20 protein-coding genes and 2 pseudogenes are annotated in these 19,369 nt (G+C 60.4%); 7 read left to right on the top strand and 15 right to left on the bottom strand.

Annotated elements, in window-relative coordinates:
- The 5 genes and pseudogenes from BM413_RS32915 to BM413_RS33930 all read left to right on the top strand — a co-directional run.
- Positions 1-78 (top strand): annotated as a pseudogene (locus tag BM413_RS32915) (IS5/IS1182 family transposase); the annotation flags it as partial.
- Between the two features lie 37 nt (positions 79-115).
- Positions 116-448, top strand: coding sequence for a DUF4158 domain-containing protein (locus BM413_RS33945; protein ID WP_348272958.1), 333 nt, complete (start codon positions 116-118; stop codon positions 446-448).
- A 48-nt stretch (positions 449-496) separates the two neighbouring features.
- Positions 497-751, top strand: coding sequence for a hypothetical protein (locus BM413_RS33940; RefSeq protein WP_244538137.1), 255 nt, complete (start codon positions 497-499; stop codon positions 749-751).
- A 114-nt stretch (positions 752-865) separates the two neighbouring features.
- The gene (locus tag BM413_RS33935; RefSeq protein ID WP_244538136.1) at positions 866-1,972 is read left to right on the top strand and encodes a Tn3 family transposase; all 1,107 of its coding nucleotides are present in this window, start codon (positions 866-868) and stop codon (positions 1,970-1,972) included.
- Positions 1,930-2,232, top strand: a complete 303-nt coding sequence (locus BM413_RS33930; protein ID WP_244538135.1) for a Tn3 family transposase — start codon at positions 1,930-1,932, stop codon at positions 2,230-2,232. The genes BM413_RS33935 and BM413_RS33930 overlap by 43 nt, the downstream gene beginning before the upstream one ends.
- 182 nt (positions 2,233-2,414) lie before the next feature.
- On the opposite strand, the pseudogene BM413_RS33925 reads toward BM413_RS33930, so the two are convergent.
- From BM413_RS33925 to BM413_RS31480, 6 genes and pseudogenes are all read right to left on the bottom strand, one after another.
- A pseudogene (locus BM413_RS33925) lies at positions 2,415-2,851 on the bottom strand (AAA family ATPase); the annotation flags it as partial.
- Between the two features lie 312 nt (positions 2,852-3,163).
- Positions 3,164-3,970 carry an ABC transporter permease gene (locus BM413_RS31500; RefSeq protein ID WP_091918792.1) on the bottom strand — a complete coding sequence of 269 codons (807 nt, stop codon included), beginning with the start codon at positions 3,968-3,970 and terminating at the stop codon, positions 3,164-3,166.
- A gap of 1 nt (position 3,971) precedes the next feature.
- A complete protein-coding gene (locus BM413_RS31495; protein WP_091918791.1) occupies positions 3,972-4,835 on the bottom strand; it encodes an ABC transporter permease in 864 nt (287 codons plus the stop codon).
- Between the two features lie 2 nt (positions 4,836-4,837).
- Positions 4,838-5,911 (bottom strand): ABC transporter ATP-binding protein, encoded by a 1,074-nt coding sequence (locus tag BM413_RS31490; RefSeq protein ID WP_091918794.1) that lies wholly within the window; start codon positions 5,909-5,911, stop codon positions 4,838-4,840.
- An 81-nt stretch (positions 5,912-5,992) separates the two neighbouring features.
- Positions 5,993-7,144, bottom strand: coding sequence for an ABC transporter substrate-binding protein (locus BM413_RS31485; RefSeq protein ID WP_091918790.1), 1,152 nt, complete (start codon positions 7,142-7,144; stop codon positions 5,993-5,995).
- A gap of 116 nt (positions 7,145-7,260) precedes the next feature.
- The gene (locus BM413_RS31480; RefSeq protein ID WP_210189019.1) at positions 7,261-8,592 is read right to left on the bottom strand and encodes an aspartate aminotransferase family protein; all 1,332 of its coding nucleotides are present in this window, start codon (positions 8,590-8,592) and stop codon (positions 7,261-7,263) included.
- Positions 8,593-8,685: 93 nt separating this feature from the next.
- Here BM413_RS31480 and BM413_RS31475 point away from each other — a divergent pair, with 93 nt between their 5' ends.
- Positions 8,686-9,579, top strand: coding sequence for a LysR family transcriptional regulator (locus BM413_RS31475; RefSeq protein ID WP_175544523.1), 894 nt, complete (start codon positions 8,686-8,688; stop codon positions 9,577-9,579).
- 146 nt (positions 9,580-9,725) lie between these two features.
- On the opposite strand, the gene BM413_RS31470 is transcribed toward BM413_RS31475, so the two are convergent.
- From BM413_RS31470 to BM413_RS31435, 8 genes are all read right to left on the bottom strand, one after another.
- Positions 9,726-10,640 carry a TIM barrel protein gene (locus BM413_RS31470; RefSeq protein ID WP_091918788.1) on the bottom strand — a complete coding sequence of 305 codons (915 nt, stop codon included), beginning with the start codon at positions 10,638-10,640 and terminating at the stop codon, positions 9,726-9,728.
- A gap of 23 nt (positions 10,641-10,663) precedes the next feature.
- Entirely contained in the window at positions 10,664-11,434 is a 771-nt protein-coding gene (locus BM413_RS31465; protein ID WP_091918787.1) for a glycerophosphodiester phosphodiesterase family protein, read from the bottom strand.
- Positions 11,435-11,469: 35 nt separating this feature from the next.
- Positions 11,470-12,351, bottom strand: coding sequence for an ABC transporter permease (locus tag BM413_RS31460; protein ID WP_091918786.1), 882 nt, complete (start codon positions 12,349-12,351; stop codon positions 11,470-11,472).
- A gap of 10 nt (positions 12,352-12,361) precedes the next feature.
- Entirely contained in the window at positions 12,362-13,288 is a 927-nt protein-coding gene (locus BM413_RS31455; protein ID WP_091918785.1) for an ABC transporter permease, read from the bottom strand.
- Positions 13,289-13,297: 9 nt separating this feature from the next.
- Positions 13,298-14,281, bottom strand: a complete 984-nt coding sequence (locus tag BM413_RS31450; protein WP_091918784.1) for an ABC transporter ATP-binding protein — start codon at positions 14,279-14,281, stop codon at positions 13,298-13,300.
- On the bottom strand, positions 14,278-15,306 hold the full coding sequence (locus BM413_RS31445) for an ABC transporter ATP-binding protein (RefSeq protein ID WP_091918783.1): 1,029 nt from the start codon (positions 15,304-15,306) through the stop codon (positions 14,278-14,280). Before BM413_RS31445 ends, BM413_RS31450 begins: the two co-directional genes overlap by 4 nt.
- A gap of 112 nt (positions 15,307-15,418) precedes the next feature.
- Positions 15,419-17,047, bottom strand: a complete 1,629-nt coding sequence (locus BM413_RS31440) for an ABC transporter substrate-binding protein (RefSeq protein ID WP_091918782.1) — start codon at positions 17,045-17,047, stop codon at positions 15,419-15,421.
- A 156-nt stretch (positions 17,048-17,203) separates the two neighbouring features.
- Positions 17,204-17,908 (bottom strand): HAD family hydrolase, encoded by a 705-nt coding sequence (locus BM413_RS31435; protein WP_091918781.1) that lies wholly within the window; start codon positions 17,906-17,908, stop codon positions 17,204-17,206.
- 142 nt (positions 17,909-18,050) lie between these two features.
- On the opposite strand from BM413_RS31435, the gene BM413_RS31430 reads away from it, so the two are divergent.
- Positions 18,051-18,986, top strand: coding sequence for a sugar-binding transcriptional regulator (locus BM413_RS31430; RefSeq protein WP_091918780.1), 936 nt, complete (start codon positions 18,051-18,053; stop codon positions 18,984-18,986).
- A gap of 158 nt (positions 18,987-19,144) precedes the next feature.
- On the opposite strand, the gene BM413_RS31425 is transcribed toward BM413_RS31430, so the two are convergent.
- A partial coding sequence (locus BM413_RS31425) for an SIP domain-containing protein (RefSeq protein WP_139238713.1) occupies positions 19,145-19,369 on the bottom strand: 225 nt, incomplete at its 5' end.

Here is a 19,369-nt window from a genome sequence, read left to right as displayed (position 1 = left end):
GCAACGCGTTACGACAAGCTTGCCAGAAACTTCTTATCTGCGGTCGCCTTGGCTACCCTCGTCGCGTTCTGGCTATGATTGAGTCTGAACCCTAGACTTTTCGGATATTGCGTTTGTGAGCAGCGTGCCGGAATTGGCGCAGGTGGGGTTTGCGGTCCAGCTTAAATTCTTCGCCGCGCACGGCTTCTTCGTACAGGATCGTGCGGCAGTTTCCCCTGATGGTGTTTTGTATCTGGCCGAGCAACTCGGCCTCGATGCTGAAGCTGTGAACCATTACGATTTCTCCGGCCGGACCGCCCGCCGACATTGCTCCGAGATTTTGCAGCACCTCGGTTTTCGGCGTCTTAGGCGGGACGATCGAGAGCAACTGACATCCCGGATCTCCGATGAACTGTGCCCGAGCGGGCAGTCGGTCAGCGCTATGCTCGAGCATGTTTTCCTGTGGTGACGGGACCGGCGTATTTACGGACCTTCACTCAAGGAACTGGAGCGCCTGGTGCGGTCGCAACGGCAGCACTATCTGGAAAGCTGGTTGGGCGGCGTGCAAGACCGGCTTTCGACCGATACAGTCGCATTGCTGGAGGCTTCCATTGCCGATCCGGATGGCCAGACGGGATTCAACACGATGAAAGGCGACGCCGGCCAGGCGACGCTCGACAACATCCTCGGCATGACGGCGAAACTCGCCTTCATCCAGAAACTCGCTCTGCCACGGAATCTTCTCTCCAGACGACCGGCAAGGCCTGGGTAGGTAGAGCAGATTGTTCGCCGGGTTTACGGCGAAAAGGCCTCGGAGATGCGGCGGCATACGCCCGCGCGGCAGATTGGGCTGTATGCTGTTTATCTCCTGTCGCGTGAGGCGCAATTGACGGATGCAATGGTCGATCTTCTGATCGAGACGGTCCATAAGATCGGCACGCGCTCGAAACGCAAGGTCGTGGGCGATATCGCAAAGGATATCGAGCGGGTCTACGGAAAGGAACGACTCCTGGTCGAGATCGCCAGCGCTTCGATCGAGGAGCCGTCCGGTCGCGTCTGCGATGTAATTTTCCCGATCGTCGGCGAGGACAAACTGGCCGCGATCGTCAAGGAGAGCCCGGCGAAAGGAGCGCTCGATCGGCGCATCTATAAGGTGATGCGCTCATCCTGGGCCAATCATTACCGACGTATGCTGCCCGACTTGCTTTCGGTCCTGGAATTCCGGTCGAACAACACAGTGTGGCGTCCGGTGCTCGCGGCGCTCGACTGGATTCGGAGCAAGGTGGACGACGGCTGCCGGTTTGTGCCGATGCAGGACATTCCGGTCGATGAGGTTATTCCGGCCAGGTGGCGCAGTTCCGTCATCGATGACGATGGACGTGTGAATCGGATCAGCTATGAGCTTTGTGTCCTCACCCAGTTGCGTGACCGCATTCGCTCCAAGGAGATATGGGTTGTCGGCGCTGACCGTTACCGGAACCCGGATGACGATCTTCCCAAGGATTTCGAAATCCGGCGTGACGCCTACTATTCCGGGCTCAACCTGACACCGAACGCGAGGACGTTTACGTCTGCCATCCGTGCAGAGCTTGAGCAGGAACTGCTGCTCCTCAATGCTAATATTCCGGACAATGACAAGGTCCGGCTATTGTGGCGCGGTGAAAACCGTATCTCGATCACACCGTTCAAGCCTGCGCCAGAGCCGAAGGGGCTCGATGCGATCAAAGGTGAGATCGGCGGCCGCTGGCCGATGACCGGACTGCTCGACGTGCTGAAGGAGGCAGCGCTCGATACCGGCCTTCTGGATGCTTTCGAAACATCGGCGTCGAGGGTTTCCCTGTCGAGAGAGACGCTGGATCGACGGCTTCTGTTGTGCCTCTATGCGCTCGGTACGAATGCTGGGATCAAGCGGGTTGCGGGTGCGACACCCGATGTGAGTTACGAAGAACTGTGCTGCATGTTCATCGCCGCTTCATCCATGCACCGGCCCTGAGAGAGGCCTGCGCACGGGTTGCGAATGCGACGCTGGCTATCCGCAACGCGGCCGTTTGGGGCGACGCGGGCACGGCCTGCGCATCCGATTCCACGAAGTTCGGCGCCTGGGACCGCAATCTCATGACGGAATGGCATGCCCGCTATGGTGGGCGCGGTGTCATGAAAAATATCTTTCGCTCATTCGCAAGGGAGCCGTCATTTAGGGAGTGTAAGCGCAAACTGCCTATCTATTTCCCCTTTTCTATACACAGCAGATGAAGGGCGTAAGAGCCCGCACCGGTGTTGGGATCGTAATCGATGTTGTGACATTCGGTCTTGCGCCTCTCCGGAACAGACGCCCATAGTTTCTGAAGCTTCGAATAGGCGGCGCCTTCCTCCTCGCCGCATTTCATATTTTTTTCGAAGTCTCCACCAGAAAGTTTCTGGCAAAACGTAGCCGGGTCATCGCCGAGCACTGCTTCTCGATAGCTTTGCAAGTTTCCGGTGAACAGTCGTTGCAGGAATGTCGGAGCGACACCCTCTCCGCTCGGGCGAGCGGTAGCATTCGAATTGTTTCAACGCGCCCAGCCAGGCTATCGGCGACACGAGACAAGGTCAGGACATTGGCCGATCCAGTCAGTAGGAAGCGTCCTGACCGATAATCTTCGTCAACTGTTTTCTTGATCGCCAGTAAGATGTCCGGGGCGCGTTGCACCTCATCAATGATTGCCTTGTCGATCCTGCGGACGAATCCTGTCGGATCCGACAGAGCTGCGTCCAACACAGTTTGATCGTCAAGAGTGATGTAGGTACGGCTTGCTCCCTCCATTGTTCGAGCAAGCGTCGTTTTGCCCGCTCGGCGAGGTCCTGCTATAAGCACGATAGGCGTATCGGACAGAGCTTCTTACACCCGCTCGGATACGAGCCGCTTATACATCGTCAGAAACCCTGCAACTGGAACTCCTGGCCATGATAATTGGAAGTCTGCATCATGTCGATTGGGAATTTTGACCCGATGGCACTCTAGGCTCGAACCATTCCAGGCTGCATCTTATGCGACTTTGCGCCCTCGCGATGCTCAGCGACTAATTATTCGATCCTCTGCCGCCAGCGACTGCGGATTTTCTCATCGGCCGCGCCAGATCCAATCCGCCCAGTGCGGACACCTGCATGGCTGCGGCGCCAGCAGGCCAGTGGGTGACGGAACATCCTAACCTTGGCCTGTACGTTGCTTCAGCCTGATCGAAATCAGCAGGCCGATGACGAGAGCGAAGATGATCAGGTTGATCAGCGACGACAGAGCGTAGAGCTCCGGCTTCACACCATAACGCAGCGCTCCCCATGCTACCGAAGGCATGGTTGGCGTCGCTCCAAGGAGATAAAACGACACGTCGAGCCCGTTCAGCGAGAGCACGAATGCCGTGATGAGGCTTCCCATGATGCCGGGCCAGGTCATCGGCAACATCACCTCGATGAAGGACCGGAAGGGCGAGGCGCCGCATACGATCGCCGCCTCATTCATTCGCCAGTCGTATTTGTAGAGCATCGCCGCCATGATCAGGAAGCAAAAGCTGAAGCAGTGCACGGTATTGGCGATGATGGCAGCCAGCATGTTTCCTTGCAGTTCAAAGAGCAGGTAGTAGAGCGCCATGCTGGAAATGCCGAGCAGGATTTCCGCGACGAAGAGTGGCGCTGCAAAGAAGATCGCATAGAACAGAGCCCACCTATCGCCGAACCGCAGCACGCCGATCGTCGCGAGAAAGCCGAGCAAGGTGGACAGCACCGCCGTGCAAGAGGCGAGGATGAGGCTGTTGAAGAAGGCGCTCTGGTAGACCGTGTTGGTAGAGAGCCGCACATAGCTCGCCACGTTGAACTCAGGCGGATAGGGAAAATTCGGCCGGCTCGACAGCGAGGCAAACAGAATATGCACGATCGGCATGTAGAGAAAGGCGAACACGACGACCAAAAATGCCGCCAGCAACCACTTGATCAGCGTATCGGAGAAGTGCTGTCTCATCTCACTGCCTCCCAAGTCCGGTAAAGCCCGTGCGGCGCAGATCGACGCCGAAGCTCAAGATGGCGAGGGCGAGGGCCGAGAAGACGAAGAGCACCACGCCCATGGCTGCACCCAGCGCCCAGGTGCCGGATTCGCCGAACTGCTGCGCCATCGACATGCCGTAGAGCGTGCCGTTCGGCCCTCCCAGGAACCGCGGAACCAGCGAGGCCGACAGCGTCGGGATAAAGGCCAGCATGAAGCCGACGATCGTACCCGAAAGATTAAGCGGCCATATCACCTCGGTGAAGACGCGCAAGCGGTTGGCGCCACAGGCGCTTGCTGCATGCGCAAGGCGGAAATCGAAATTGATCAGCGACAGATAGATCGTCGTGATGACGAGCGGCAGGTAGAGATAGACGAAGGCGATGAAGGATGCGGCATTGGAATACATGATCATCCTGAGCGGTGCAGCGCCCATGCGGATGAGCGCCCCATTCACCAGCCCCGACGGACCCAGCATGCCCTGCAGCGCGATCAGGCGCAGCACCTCGCCGGACAGGAAGGGGATCACCAGCAGCAGCGAGAAGATGATGCGGTAGCGCCCGCCATAGCGGACGATGAAATAGGCGATCGGCCAGGAGATGACGACCAGCGCCACCGCAACGCCGACGGCCATCGCCAGCGACCGCAGGAAGAAGGTGATGTATGCGCCTTCGGTCGCAAGCGTGCCGTAGTTCATCAACGTCCATTCCCGGACGATCTTGTAGTTTTCCGTCTGCCAGAGGCTCAGCACCACCAGGGCGATTAGCGGCATCACGAAGAAGAGCAGCAGGAAGACGCTCGGAATATCGAGAAACAGGCGGCGCCGGATGACGTCGTTGTGCATGGTCAGCCTCCCGCGTTGAAGAGGTGACACTCGGACGGCTTCCATGAAATGAGAACCCGCTCCTGGACCGGAAGCGGGTTCCGCTTCTGTTTGACGGCAATCAGGGCGTCGCCCCTGTCCGTTTCCAGAATATATTCAAGGAACGGCCCCCGCAGCACGACATCGACGACGGTACAGGAAATGCCGGCCCCACCTTCAGATTTCAACGCGATGTCGAAACGTTCATTCTTGACGAAGATATCGACGGCGTCGCCCGCCCTGAACGTTACACCCGCGGGAAGCGCGAATTCGTAATCATGGCGCGCGAGCCGCACCGTCTTGGCATCCTGTCCGACGACACCCTGGAATTTGCTCGACTTGCCGACGAAGCGCGCGACGAAGGGCGTCTCTGGATGATCGTAGATCGCCTGCCGCTCTCCAAGCGCCTCGAGCCGGCCATTGTTGATGACCGCGATGCGGTCGCTCATGCTGAGCGCTTCTTCCTGGTTGTGCGTCACATAAATGAAGGGAATACCGAGCTGCTTCTGGTACCGGCGGATCTCGATCTCCATTTCCTGCCGGAGTTCCCGGTCCAGATTGGCGAGCGGCTCGTCGAGCAAAAGCAGGGTCGGCCGCGCAACGAGGCCGCGCCCGAGCGCGACACGTTGCTGCTGGCCGCCGGAAAGCTGGCTCGGGTAGCGGTCGAGCAGTGTCGTGAGCGAGAGGACGCCTGCCACCCATTCCAGCCTTTCGTCGATCACCGCCTGCGGTTCCTTCCGCATCCTGAGCGGAAAAGCCAGGTTCTCGCGCACGGTGCGGTGCGGGAAGAGCAGGAACTCCTGGAACACCATGCCGATGCCGCGCTTGTGCGGCGGCAGATTGGTGACGTCCTCGCCTTCGAAATGGATGCGGCCTTCGGTCGGCCGGTCGAGGCCGGCGATGAGACGCAAAAGCGTGCTCTTGCCCGATCCGCTCGGCCCCAGAATGGCGATGAATTCTTCCTTAGCAATGTCAACGCTGACGCTGTCGAGCGCCCGCACCGCGCCATAGCGGCGGGAGACGTTGTCAATTCGTATGTAGGAACCCGTCTGGCTCATGAAAAGCACCCATCCTGACGGCGGCCCGGGGCAGGAAAAGCGCCCCGGCCGACGAACTTGGTATGATTAAGTCTTGATCGCTCAGGCTGCCTGCACGTTCGACCACACACGTTCCCACTTTTCAGGTGAGGACGGCTGATCGAACATGAACAGGCCGGTGATCTCGCTCGAGCGGTCCATCAGGAACAGCTTGCGTTCATCTTCCGTCGAGATGGCGCGCAGGTCCACGGTGGTCGAGCACCCCGCAACTTCGCCGATCTTCTTCATGACTTCGGAAGAGATCATCATGTCGATGAAGCTGTTGCAGAGATCGAATTTCGGGCCGTCTTCGACACCAGAGGTGACGAGCCAGGTATCGACCCAGCCGAGACCGCCTTCCTTCATTTGCAGCGCATGGCGGAAATCGACTGCCGGCGCGCCCTGGCTCTCTGCCGTAAGCAACTGACGGAAAACCTGAGCGAACTCGGTCGCCGCCACGACGGCACCGCTCTGCAGCAGCTGGAAGAGGGTCGGATTGTCCTGATAGCGTGTCAGGAGCAGGCTCTTCTGCTGGATCAGCAGCTTCTCGACCTCGGCAAGTTCCGCGTCGGTCAGGACGTAGGGGTTGAAGGACTTACCGTCAGGACGCGGCTGGTCGCGGCTGCCCAGGCGCTCAGTGACCAGGAGAGCGGCGAGCGCGATGTTCTCTTCGAAACGGGAGCTGGTCGAGAGCATGCCGGAATAATCCGCGTTGAACATGCATTCGAGCGTCTCGGTCTTCCCAGGCGCGACCTTTCCGGCGTCATAGGTAATGCCGTAGGCGCCCCAGCAGAAGGGAAAGCCAATCTTCTTGCCTGTAGCCGGATCGGAGAGAACCTTGAACGTCTCGGGCGCGAATTCGGGCAGATAGCCGGCCGCGTTCGGAACCTTCGAATAGTCCACTTCACGCAGCAGATTCTCCCGGAAATAGAGCTGCGGCCAAAAGCCGTCGGCCTGCACGAGATCGAATTCCTTCGAGCCGCCGACGCGGAGCTTGTTGTAGGCCTCGGAATTGCCGTCGAAGAAGCTCGGCACGAACTTGACCTTGTGCGTATCTTCGAAAGCCGTGATCTTGTCGGGAAGCAGATAGGCCTCCCACATAAGGGCGCGAACCCGATCGGGTGCTGCCCAGGACGGTCGCACGAACGGCATGGTAAGGGCTGCCGTCGTACCGGCAGCGAGAATGGATCGGCGGGTGAATTTCTTGTCGAGCATAGTCCTGATCCCCTTTGTCGGTCTGTTCACTGACTGTCGCGCGCTTATGCACGTCTTTTCTTTCCCGGACCTTCCGGCAGCGATCCCGCCGGAAGATTTCGCTTAGGAGCGAAGCGTCAGGCGATGCCGTCTGCCTCGATCGAGCCCAGTACTTCGTCGAACACGTCGAGCGCATGGGCCATGTCCTCCATCGAGCAATCCAGCGGAGGCTTGATCTTGATGAGATTGCCAAGGCCTGCATAACGGCTTTCGCCGAAGAGCACGCCCCTGTCGACCCCACGGCGATAAACTTCGCTTGCGGCCGTGCGCGCAGGCTCCTTGGTCTCGCGATCCTTGACGAGCTCTGCCGAAACGAAGAGGCCGGGACCGCGCACATCGCCGATGAGCTTGCGATGCTTGGCCATTTTGTGGAGGCGCGCGGTGGCATATTCGCCGAGCTCATGCGCCTTGTCGCAAAGGTTGTCCTCGATGATCGCATCCACCGTCGCGACTGCCGCTGCCATGGCGACCGGGAACGATCCGAAGGTCAGCGCGTCCTCGCCGGAATCGAACTTGTTGAGCTTTTCACTGGCAAAGATGCCGGCCAGCGGGAAGCCGCCGCCGATCCCCTTGCCGAAGGTCATGATGTCGGGAACGATGCCGTAGAAATCGGCTGCAAACATCTTGCCTGTGCGGCCGAAGCAGCTCTGGATCTCGTCCCAGATCAGTAGGATACCGCGCCGGTCGCATATATCCCGAACGCCCTGGAGATAGGACAGCGGCAGGACGATATGCCCGCCGTTGCCCATGATGGGCTCCATCATGATCGCGGCGACGCCACCATCGACGCCACGGTCGATCGTGTCTTCGAGAAGCGAGAGGCAGAGCTGGACGTCGGTCTCGGGGTCCAGGCCAAGGCGCGGCCGATAGGGATCGGGATGTGGGACCCGCGTGAAGCGCGGCTGAAGCGACAGGAACGGGTTGTTCGGATGCGGCCAGCTCGCAGCCATCGTGGTGATCGAGCGGCCGTGATAGGCGTCCTGCAGCACGATGATGTTCTGAGCATGGGGGCGGTTTTTGAGGGCGAGCTTCATCGCCATTTCCACCGCAAGGCTGCCATGCAAGGCATAGCCGATGCGGTGGAGGTCACCGGGTGCAAGATCGCGAAGCTTGGACGTCAGCGTCAGCAGCGGCTTGGTATTGAAGTTCGGCCGTGCGTGCGTGATTTCCCGAAGCTGGGCGATCGCGGCTTCGACCACGCGCGGGTCGTTGGCGCCGAGATTGTTCGACCAGGCCTGGGAGGTACAATCCAGGTAGCGATTGCCCTTGTCATCCCAGACATATGAACCCCGCGCCCGAACGAGCATGATCTTGGTGTTGTCGCCGTCAAGAGGGTCATGGATAAGTGAACGCTTCCCCTCCTCAATGCGATATTCGTCCGATTTTACTGTCATCTGCGCGACGTTCATCGATGCTTCCTCTCGTCTCCGATGAGGTGGATTAAGCAGCGGAGACGCGTTGACAACAAGGACGATTAGCGAAAGGATTAATTCATGTCGCTTATGAATATCCAGCTTCGTCACATCCGGTGCCTGCTCGCCGTCGCCAGTGAGAAGAACTTCGCGAGAGCAGCCGAAAGGCTGGCGGTCTCGCAGCCGGCGCTGTCGCAAACAATCATGCAACTTGAGGCGACGCTGGGATTCGAAATATTCGAGCGTACCACGCGTAGCGTCTCACTCACCAAGGACGGCGCGATACTTTGTGAATATGCCCACAAGCTCAATCGCTCGATGGAGACATTCCACAAGGAGGTAAAAGCCCTCCAGCTGTCGATACACAATTTCCTCAGGGTCGGGTATCTGATCGGCACTGCCGTGGAATTCATTCCGAAGATCACCCAGGAATTCGAACGGCGCCGGCCGAACGCAACGCTCGAATTCGTCGAATACGACTTCACCAATCCGGATGCCGGACTGTCGACCGAACTCGTGGACTGCAGCATTTTCCGTCCGCCGGTCGATACGCCGGGCATACATATCGTAGAGATCGCCCGGGAGAAATGCGTTGCCTGTTTGCCTGACGGTCATCCGTTGGCCCTGCAAGATACGGTTCGGGTGGAACAACTGCTCGACGAACCCTTCATCGCCGCACCGGGAAATGGCGTATGGCGCGACTACTGGCTTGCCAGCCAGTACCGGCAGGGTCAGCCGGCCCGCGTCGTGTTCGAAGCCGCCACCGTTGATTCTGAATTGCAGGCCGTGGCCCTGCGTAAAGGCATAAGCATAACCGCGGAAAGCACTGCGCGTTTCTACGCCCGGCCCGGCGTTACCTTCCGCAAAATCTCCAATATGGACGATTGCATCATAGCCATAGGCCACCGCCAGCCAGCAAACCCTCTCATCAAAGAGCTGATCGATGTGGCCGCGCTTGTAACGCGGCTACCCGTCAAAGACTAACCAGGCCCGTCACCGCGGAACGAAGCGATTTCGGACGGCCTTGTTGCATGGACATACGTGTTTCGCCGTCTCAAGACGTCTTTGCCGGGCTATCATCACCACCGGCGTAAAGAACTGCGGAGGGCTTCGACGGTTCTAGATTGCTGTCATTCGGCAGCTAGGGACAGGCGGTTGTTGTTCAGTGCGATCAGCTGTCTCGCGCGCTCCAGGCAGGCCGGCTGTTCACTGCGGTAACGTGCCCCGATCTCCATCATCAGCACTGTATCCGGGAGGAATTCCAGCTCACTGAAGATTTCCTCCCAGTCGATATCGCCCCAGCCGAGCGGCATGTGCAGGTCGCCTATGCCAAGTGCGGTGGATTCCTGCGGATGGTATGCCTTGTAGAAACCCTGCGGACGGCCGAAGGAATCGTGGACATGCAGATGGCCCGTCACCGGCGCCATAGCGCGCAACTGCTCGCGGAAATTCAGCCCGCGATAGGTTGCTTCGATGTAGGCGTGGCTGAAATCGATCAGCGCCACGAGATTGGGATGGTTGACGGTCTTCACTGTCTCTGCAAGCTCGGCCGGAGTTTGGCGATATTGACCCGGTTCCGTGGTGAAGATGTTTTCGAAGGCGATACGCACGCCATAAGGCCTGGCGAATTCGGCAAGCTCGAACAGCGCCTCGCGTTCGCGCAGGTCAGCACTTGCGCGCTCGGCAATCTGGTCGGCGCGCAGGCAGCCGCCATGCTGGACAATGATGCGGGCATCGATCTGGTCGCATATCTCAATCAGGGCCTTGGCCGCGTCGAGCTGATAGCGCGACGTCACCGGGTCCATGAAATTGGACGAGACAAGGCCGTGAACGGTATAGCGAAAGGGAAACTGGCGGGTGAGCGCCATCAGACGATCTAGCCGCTCCTTTATCACCCGTCCACCAGCGATGAGATCGATGCTGGTCAGTCCGAGTTCGACCGTGTCGACGCCGAGGCCGGCCAGCCGGCGAAGGTCGGTTTCCAGGCTGTCAAGTTCGCCGTCGGCCGAACCCGAATTGAAGCCAGTTGCGATGATGTTGCTCATAATTGTCTCCGATCTTGTTGAGTTCAGTGCGTCGGGTGCAGGAGATTTGACCTAGTGGACCGCGCTGCGCGAATGGCTAGCGCGATGTCGGGGCTATCCGATGTCAGGTGGCCGATATCCCGCTCCAGCCATTGGCGGATCGTCTCCTCGTCATTCAGGGTCCAGACGCACAGCCGTTCGAGCGGCAAGGTCCGGGCAATCAGGTCCCATTGCGCTTCCATCAGTTCGTGATGGATCGCGACAATGTCGACAAGGTCGTCGACGCGCGCAAGAAACGCTGCGAGCCCGCCCTGCCTTTCGGCCCAGGCAGCATTGACCGAAACCAAGCGCTCTACGTGCGGCGCATGGCGGCGGCAATCCTCCAGAACGGAAATATCGAATGAGGTCAGATGCGTTCTTTCCTCGACACCGAAGCTGGCAAGCTCCTGCGCGACACGTTGGGCGATATCAGGATATGGCGTGCCGGTTTCGTCGAGCTTGATCTCCACATGCAGCGCAAGCCTGGCAGCGGGTGCAAGGACGCCCAGCACATCGGCGAATGTCGGTATGATTTCGGCCGTACCTTTCAGCTTCACCCCTGCCCGCGCCTTGGGAGTCAGCCGCCGCACCAGCCCGGTGCCTTCCGCCGTGCGGTCGAGCGTGGCGTCGTGAATGACCAAAAGTTCGCCCGCATTCGTCAGGTGCACGTCGAATTCGACGGCATCCACGCCAAGCGCCAGGGTGTTGCGAAACCCCGTAAGCGAGTTTTCGGCCCAGAGGTTGCGGGCGCCGCGATGACCGGTGATCAGCGTCATGAATTTTTTCCTCGTTACGGGTTCGACGGAGCTGTTCAGCGCACCGTCGGATCGAGCTTGTCGCGCAGCCAGTCTCCGACCAGCGAGATGGACAGCGTCGTCAGCATGATGACGGCTGCCGGCGCCAGCATGACCCAGGGTGCGCGCGTCAGGTATTCACGGCCGAAGCCGACCATATTGCCGAGGCTGGTTTCGGGCGGTTGCACGCCGAGGCCGAGAAATGACAGCCCGCTTTCCATCAGGATAATTTCCGGAAAAGTCAGCGTCATCGACACGATCAGCGTCGAAGCGACATTGGGCAGGATATGACGAAGATAGACCCGCGCCGGCGTGGCGCCGAGCTGCACGACGGCTGCGGCATAGCCCTGCGCGCTGGCGGAGATGGCAAGACCCCGCGCGATGCGGGCATAGCGTTCCCAGCCGTAAAAGCCCATCAGGCAAACCAGCAGCAGCGTCGAGGAGCCAAAGAAGGCCAGAACCGCCAGCGACATGATCAGGAATGGCAGGGCCGCCTGGAAATCGGCCAGCGCCAGCACCAGATGCTCGACCGCGCCGCGGAACTGGGCGGCAGCAAAGCCGAGCGCGGTGCCGAACACCGCCGACAAGATCGTGGCCCCGAAGGCGATGATCAGCGAGACCCGGATCGACTGGATCAACCGCGAAAGCACATCACGCCCCAGTTCGTCGGAGCCGAGCCAATGCTTCACGTTGCCGGGAGGCGAAAGCCGGCTCGTAAGGTCCATCGCGGTGATGCCGTATGGGCGAATCTGGTCGGCGAAAATGGCAATCAGCACCATTGCCGTCAGCCAGACAATGCCGAGGCCGACGCTCAGCGGCACATTGCGCCGGATGAGTGCGATGAAGCCTTCACCTCCCCTGCCCGTTCGCTCAGTCCGCGAGAGATCCACCGACGCCATTCCCATCTCCTCAATACGCCCCGCGCGAACGCAGACGCGGGTCGAGCCAGCCATAGAGCAGGTCGACGATCAGGTTCGAGACGACCATCGTCGCCGCAATGACGAGCAGGATGCACTGCACCACCGCGAGGTCGCGATTACTGACCGATACGATCAGCAATCGCCCTATGCCCGGCCAGGAAAAGATCGATTCGACCACCACCGCGCCGGCAATCAGCGACCCGACCATGAAACCGACGATCGTCACGATCGGCACGGCGGCATTTGGCAAAGCGTGGCTCCAGACAACGTCATGCCATCTCAGCCCCTTCGCCGAGGCCGTGCGGATGAAGGGCTGGCCCATTACCTCGATCATAGCGCTGCGCGAGAAACGGGCGAGGATGCCTATGCCGCCGATACTCATCGTGATCGTCGGCAGGATGCCGTGCATCCAGGTATCCTGGCCGCCGGACGGCAACACGCCGAGAATGATGGAGAAGACCAGCACCAGGATCAGACCCATGACGAAGGAAGGGATGGTGAACCCGAGGATCGCGAGCAGGATGACGCCGCGGTCGGCAAAGCTCTGCCGATGAAGTGCTGCGTAGATGCCGGCGGGAATGCCGATGACGAGCTTGAGGACCAGCGCGGGTATCGTCAGTTGCAGCGTGGCGGGCACCCGTTCCAGCACGAGATCGAGGGCGGACGCCTTGTCGCGCATCGACACGCCGAAATCGCCGGTGAAGATCGATTTGAGATAGGCCAGATATTGTACCCATACCGGTTGGTCGAGGCCCCACGCCTTGCGGAATGCGTCGATTACATCCTGCGGCACGTCGGGGCCGAGCATGACCTGGGCCGGGTCGCCGGACATGCGCAGCACGACGAAGGCAAAGGTCACGACCGCCAGAATGGTGATGATGGCCCTAAGCAGGCGCGTGAGAACGAAACTGATCATGTCATGCCCCTACGCTGCGACCGGAACCGCGCCATCCGCCACGATATGGCAGGCAACGGTGCGCCGGTTCTCGATCTGGCGCAGCGCCGGCGTGGTGGTGCGGCAGATATCGCGCGCCATGGAACAGCGGGGGTGGAAAGCACAGCCGGAGGGCCGGTTGGCGGGGTTAGGCGGCTCACCCTGCAGGATGACGCGACCCTCCAGCGGCTTGCCGGGCACGGGCACGCTCGAGACCAGCGCCTGTGTATAGGGATGCCGCGGCGATCGGAAGATCACGTCGGAGGAGGCTTCCTCGACGATGCGGCCGAGATACATGACGGCCACGCGGTCGGCGATGTTGCGCACGACCTTCAGGTCGTGACTGATGAAGACCATCGCGATGCCGTTTTGTTCCTGAAGCTGGCGCAGCATGTTGACGACCTGCGCCTGTATCGAAACGTCGAGGGCCGAAACCGGCTCGTCGCAGACCAGAAGCTTCGGGCACGAAGCCAGCGCGCGCGCGATAACCGCACGCTGGCGCTGTCCTCCGGAGAGTTCATGCGGGAACCGTCCGGCCTGATCCGGGCGCAGGCCGACCGCCGCCATCAGTTCGGCGATGCGGTCGCCGCGCTGGTCTTTCGGAACGGTCCGATGGATTTCCAGCGGTTCGGCGATCTGGGACGCGATCGTCAGACGCCGGTCGAGTGCTGCAAGCGGGTCCTGATAGACAAGCTGCATCTTCGCACGAAGGGCGCGCCACTCGGCCGTGCGCAGCTCAGGCATCGCCCGCCCCTCGAAGCGCACCTCGCCTGCCTGCACCGGGTCGATGCCGAGAAGCATGCGCCCCAGCGTCGATTTGCCGGAGCCGGATTCGCCGACGATACCCAGCGTCTCACCCCGCATCACCGCCAGCGAAACACCATCAACGGCGCGCACCGGCGTCGGCTGTGCAAAAATCCCGCGACGTACCTGATAGATGCGCACAAGTTTCCTGGCCTCGATCAGCGGCGTCATTGCAGCGCACCTTCGACAATCCGGGCGGGTGTCCGGGGCTTCGCCGCGTGGATGACGGGCGCTGGCGAAACCGGGCGCGCACAGGCAAGAAGGCGGCCGTCCTCTTGCGGGACAAGAGGAGGCAGTTCCGTATGGCAGGATTGCAGCACCCTCGAACAGCGCGGAGAAAAGGCGCATCCGGCGGGCAGGTGTTTCGGGTTTGGCACCGTACCCGGGATCGGGATCAGCGGCTGACGGGGGCCGTCGATCCGCGGGATCGCGTCGAACAGGCCGCGTGTATAGGGATGGCGGGGCTCAGTGAATAGCTGCTCTACGGTTCCCTGCTCGACGATGCGGCCGGCATACATAACACACACCCGCTCGCAGACCTGCGACACCGCGCCGAGATCATGGCTGATGAACACCGTCGCCATGCCGGTTTCGGCACGGAGCTGGATCAGCAGGTCGAGAATCTGCGCCTGGATCGTCGCATCGAGCGCCGTGGTCGGCTCGTCCGCGATCAGCAGGTCGGGTTCGCCGGCCAGCGCTATGGCGATCATCAGCCGCTGGCATTGGCCGCCTGAAAATTCGTGGGCGTAAAGATCGAAACGGCTGCGGGCGTCGGGAATGCCAACCATATCCATCAGCCGCAGCGCTTCCATCCTCGCCGCATCGCCCCTCAGGCCGCGATGCAACGCCAGCGCCTCGGTGATCTGGCGGCCGATCCGCAGCACCGGGTTCAGCGAACTCGACGGGTCCTGAAAGATCATGGCGATGCGGCCGCCACGAACCGATTCCAGTGTGCTGCGCGGACCGCCGCAAAGCTCGCGCCCGTCGAGCTTGGCGGACCCGCTGACGCTGGCCTTGCCAGGCAGAAGCCCGAGTGCGGCCAGCCAGGTGACGGATTTGCCACAACCGGATTCGCCGACAAGCCCCAGCGCCTCGCCACGGCCTACGGTAAGGTCGATGCCATGCAGAACCTGAATGCCGTCAAACGCGACCTTCAGGTCTCGCAATTCCACCAGATTGGATATTGCTGCGCCCATGTTTCCCTCTCAAGCTGCGTTCTGTCCGTTTCCGGACAAGCAACGATTTGTGCGCTGGAAAGAATTTGCTTCGGCAGCTCAAAGACTGCCGAAGCAATGACGGAGCGGACTATCAGCTCGCCCAGTTCGAGGCGCGGAAGTCCATTGCAAAGGCAGGTGCAGCCTTCCACTTCAGCGAAGACTTCATGCCGGTGAACACCGCATTCTGGTGCAGGACCTGATAGACCGGATCCTCGCGCTCGCAGATTTCGAGCATGCGCGCGAAAGCCTTCTTGCGGGCGGCGCGGTCTGTGCTGGTTTCCATGATCGCCGCCATCTGGTTGGCCTCAGCGTTGGTCCAGTCCTTCTTCTGCTGCACTTCGCCGTTTGGGCCGTACTGGTTGACGATGCCGGAGACCGGATCGTTGAAGGTGCCGCCAGCGGACCAGTCGCGCACGCCCTTCACGCCTGCCGGATCGTGGATCTGACCCCAGTTTTCCTTCATCTCGATCTGGACATTCAGGCCGACCTGCTTCCACATCTCGACCATGATCTGTGCGTTCGCGGTCTGGTTGGTGTAGTAGTTGTTGAGCAGGCGGTAGGGGATCGCATCGCCCTTGTAGTTGGCCTGCTTCAGGAGATCGCGCGCCAGCTCCGGATTGAATTCCGGAACAGTCCAGTCCTTGATGAACATGTCGCCATAGAATGGGAACTGAAGCCCGGCCGGGACCACGGTCTGGCCTCCCCACAATGCGTCAATGATCGCCTGGCGGTCGATCGAATGGGTCATGGCGCGGCGGACCAGCGGATCCCTAAGGATCGGGTTCTCAATGTTGAAGACCGAGACGCGGTGGTTGAGGATCGTCGATCCCTGGACTTCGAGACCAGATGCCGCCTGCACAGTAGCGATCTGGTCCGGCGGCAAGTCGCAGGCGAAGTCGTATTCGCCCGACAGCAGGCCGTTCACGCGCGATGCCACTTCCGGCACCTCGACAAAACGGATTTCGGCCAGCGGCGGACGCCCACCCCAATACTCGTCGAACGCCACCAGCGTCAGCGAGACGTCGGGCCTGAAATCACCGACCATGTAGGGCCCGGTGGTGATCGGCTTTCGTGCCCAATCGACATAGGCCTTGGCCTCGTTCCAGGCGCGGCGGTTGGTGATCTGGCTGCCGAAGGCATAGAGACGGCCTTCGATCGTCACGTCCGGCGTTGCGTTGTGGAAGCGCACCGTATGCTTGTCCACGGCCTCGACGCCTGCGAGCGCCGGCCATAAGCGGCGACCGTTGCCCGGCAGGGTGGCCGGCAGTTCCTTAACGGTTGTCGGCTTGTGGTCTGCCTCGAAGATCGTCTTGCCGCCGGCAGGCTGCGTGCTGCCGAAGACACGCTCGGGCGAGAAGCTGAACACGACATCGTCAGCCGTCAGTTCATCGCCATTGTGGAATTTCACGCCCTGGCGCAACTTGAGTTCGACCGTCTTGTCGTCGATGCGCTTCCATTCGGTGGCAAGCCCCGGGAGAGGACCCTGATCACCCATCCAGTTGCGCAGGATGAGGCCTTCCCAAAGGTTCGGGAAGAATACGCGCTCGCCGACATTGGAACCTTCGTTCCAGATGTCGAGCGTGCCGTTGATGGTGATCTTCTGCACGGCAATCGTCACGGAAGGGCGCGTTGCCTGACCCATGGCGATGCGTGGCAGTATAATGCAGCCGGCGGTAGCCCCCATCAAACCAAGGGCACTGCGCCTATTAAGTGAAATCATTTGGAGGTCTCCTTTTTCCATGGCCGACAATTCGTGATCGGGTTCCATGCGGCCTTGCTTGTACGGCCGGCGGTGTGTCGGTTTCTTAATGCTGGAATGAAGTTTTCGTGACATCTGCCCGACGCGGATGCTGCCATCCGCATTGTCTTCGGGAATTCAACCTGTAAGCGTGGTGACTGGCATTCTGCGCACAAGGGCTGGTGAAATCGCATTGATCGTAATGGCGAGTTCATCCGCACCTTCGGCAACGAAGGAGGCCCCTGCTTTCTCGAGGACGGCATGCCGTCCCGTGCGTGGATCTGCCGGATCGACAAAGCCGATCGCTCTCATCCCGGCAGCAACGGCGCCCTGAATGCCAATGGCGCTATCGTCGATCACGACACTTCGTTCGACCTCCACCCCGAGCTGCTTGGCGCAAAGCAGAGCGAGATCCGGCGCGGGCTTGGGATGCCGCACCATATCGGCGCTAAAGATGTTCGGATGGAATTCGCTCCACAGGTCGAAAAGACCGAGGCTTCGGCGAAGCCGCTCCATCGTGCTGTTGGAGGCCACGCATTTGCGATGCGGCAGCGAACGCACCAGCTCCGTCATACCCGCCATGGGCAGCAGCGAACGCGCGAACTCGCCGTAGATTTGCGCCTGCCAGTCGGAAAAGACACGGTCCACATCCACCAGCCCGAATTCATCGGCGCATATGCGCCGGCTCTCGCTCTCCGAAAGGCCGGTGAAGCGGCGATGGACGTCGTCCGCACTCAAATTGACGCCGGCGCGCCGCAACGACTTGGCAAACGTAGCGCTTGCGACCGGCTCGCTGTCGATCAGCACGCCGTCGCAATCAAAAATGAGAAGATCTACCGTCATGAAAAGATCAGGTCCGCGTGTCAGGAGAAATCGATTGCCGACCAGTCGTCACTCGTGACAATCGTCGCCAGCCGGGATAGGAGAAGCACTAAATTACAAATGTTACATGCATGTGACGTTTGTAACGCGGAGGAGGTATCGCGTGGAGCAGCAGGAGCTGATGATCAAGGCCGCGTGGCTCTATCACGTCGAGGGGCTGACGCAGGCGCAGATCGGCGAGCAGATGAATCTGACCCGCCGCAGAGTTAATGAGCTTCTGGCCGCAGCTCTGGAAGATGGGATCGTCCGGATCAGCTTCAGTTCACCCCTTGCCGCCAATATCGAGCTGGAGGCGCAGTTGCGCAGCCGCTTCAGCCTGAAGGACGCCATTGTGGTTCCGACGCCCGCCGATCCCCTGCAGCTTCATTCGGTCATCGGCAGGGGTGCCGCAGCCTATCTTGACCGGCTGATCCAGACGCAGAAGCCAGGTTCGATCGGTATCGGCTGGGGTGCAACGCTGCGCGAAACCGTGCAGCACATGAGCCCGGCCAACGAACCGCAGATCGACGTGCGCTCCATGATGGGCGGCCTGACTTATGGATCGGAGATCAATACCTTTGAGATCGTGCGCGGCTTCGCCCAGGTGCTGAAGGCGCAGTGCCACTATTTCGTGGCGCCGGTCTATGCGGAGAGCCCGCAATCGCGCGATGCGATCATCTCGCAATCAGTCTTCCGCAAGATTTTCCTCCAGACACACGATGTCGATGTCTCCTATCTGAGCGTTGGAGACGTTTCCCGACAGTCGCTGCAGGTGCGCTATGGCCTGCCCGCCGGCACAGAGGTGGAGGACCTCATCGCAGCCGGCGCCGTCGGGGATCTTTTAGGCCGCTATCTGGATATCGAGGGTAGTCCCATCGATCACCCCATCAATGGGCAAGTGCTTTCTCCCGAACTCGACGATTACCGCAAGATTCCCTGCCGCATCGTCGCTTCCGGTGGCGCCCACAAGCATGCAGTTCTTCATGCGATCGCCAGAGCGGAACTGGCAACGATCATCGTGACGGATGCCGACAGTGCCAAAGCCATGCTTGGCACATAAAAACATGGTCAGCGGATTACCCTGGCGCAGATGAGAACCAATCCGCCAAGGCGCCCGGAATGTCTAAGAGGATATTCATAATCCTTGCTGCGCCGACGATTGTGTCTGAGCCAAGCAAGGCTGCGTTCCACGATCCAATGGCAGCGTAGGGATCCGCTCTAGTCGGGAAGATAGGCCTCAGCACCTATAGCAACAATCTGCTCCTCGCTGAGGGTTCGATGCCAATGGGAATACAGAACCTGCCGATCACGGGGCAATCCTACGTCAAGGCGGAGCATGCGATGTATTGCCCGAAAGGCTTTGTGCTCGCAGCCGCCCCAAAAGAATGAACGGCCAAGGTCTGAGGGCCAATCGACGGAACGCACCGCATCGACAAGCAGCAT

Origin of the sequence: Mesorhizobium sp. YR577 (genome assembly GCF_900116595.1) — a bacterium.
Classification (GTDB): Bacteria; Pseudomonadota; Alphaproteobacteria; order Rhizobiales; family Rhizobiaceae; genus Mesorhizobium_M.
The sequence above is the reverse complement of the archived record's forward strand: the minus strand, read 5'-3'. Positions and strand labels throughout refer to the sequence as shown.

What these genes read in the sequence shown, in the direction of transcription:
- BM413_RS31500 (WP_091918792.1), bottom strand. Translation starts at nt 3,970, where the DNA reads ATGAGACAGCACTTCTCCGATACGCTGATCAAGTGGTTGCTGGCGGCA.
- BM413_RS31495 (WP_091918791.1), bottom strand. Translation starts at nt 4,835, where the DNA reads ATGCACAACGACGTCATCCGGCGCCGCCTGTTTCTCGATATTCCGAGC.
- BM413_RS31490 (WP_091918794.1), bottom strand. Translation starts at nt 5,911, where the DNA reads ATGAGCCAGACGGGTTCCTACATACGAATTGACAACGTCTCCCGCCGC.
- BM413_RS31485 (WP_091918790.1), bottom strand. Translation starts at nt 7,144, where the DNA reads ATGCTCGACAAGAAATTCACCCGCCGATCCATTCTCGCTGCCGGTACG.
- BM413_RS31480 (WP_210189019.1), bottom strand. Translation starts at nt 8,592, where the DNA reads ATGAACGTCGCGCAGATGACAGTAAAATCGGACGAATATCGCATTGAG.
- BM413_RS31475 (WP_175544523.1), top strand. Translation starts at nt 8,686, where the DNA reads ATGAATATCCAGCTTCGTCACATCCGGTGCCTGCTCGCCGTCGCCAGT.
- BM413_RS31470 (WP_091918788.1), bottom strand. Translation starts at nt 10,640, where the DNA reads ATGAGCAACATCATCGCAACTGGCTTCAATTCGGGTTCGGCCGACGGC.
- BM413_RS31465 (WP_091918787.1), bottom strand. Translation starts at nt 11,434, where the DNA reads ATGACGCTGATCACCGGTCATCGCGGCGCCCGCAACCTCTGGGCCGAA.
- BM413_RS31460 (WP_091918786.1), bottom strand. Translation starts at nt 12,351, where the DNA reads ATGGCGTCGGTGGATCTCTCGCGGACTGAGCGAACGGGCAGGGGAGGT.
- BM413_RS31455 (WP_091918785.1), bottom strand. Translation starts at nt 13,288, where the DNA reads ATGATCAGTTTCGTTCTCACGCGCCTGCTTAGGGCCATCATCACCATT.
- BM413_RS31450 (WP_091918784.1), bottom strand. Translation starts at nt 14,281, where the DNA reads ATGACGCCGCTGATCGAGGCCAGGAAACTTGTGCGCATCTATCAGGTA.
- BM413_RS31445 (WP_091918783.1), bottom strand. Translation starts at nt 15,306, where the DNA reads ATGGGCGCAGCAATATCCAATCTGGTGGAATTGCGAGACCTGAAGGTC.
- BM413_RS31440 (WP_091918782.1), bottom strand. Translation starts at nt 17,047, where the DNA reads ATGATTTCACTTAATAGGCGCAGTGCCCTTGGTTTGATGGGGGCTACC.
- BM413_RS31435 (WP_091918781.1), bottom strand. Translation starts at nt 17,908, where the DNA reads ATGACGGTAGATCTTCTCATTTTTGATTGCGACGGCGTGCTGATCGAC.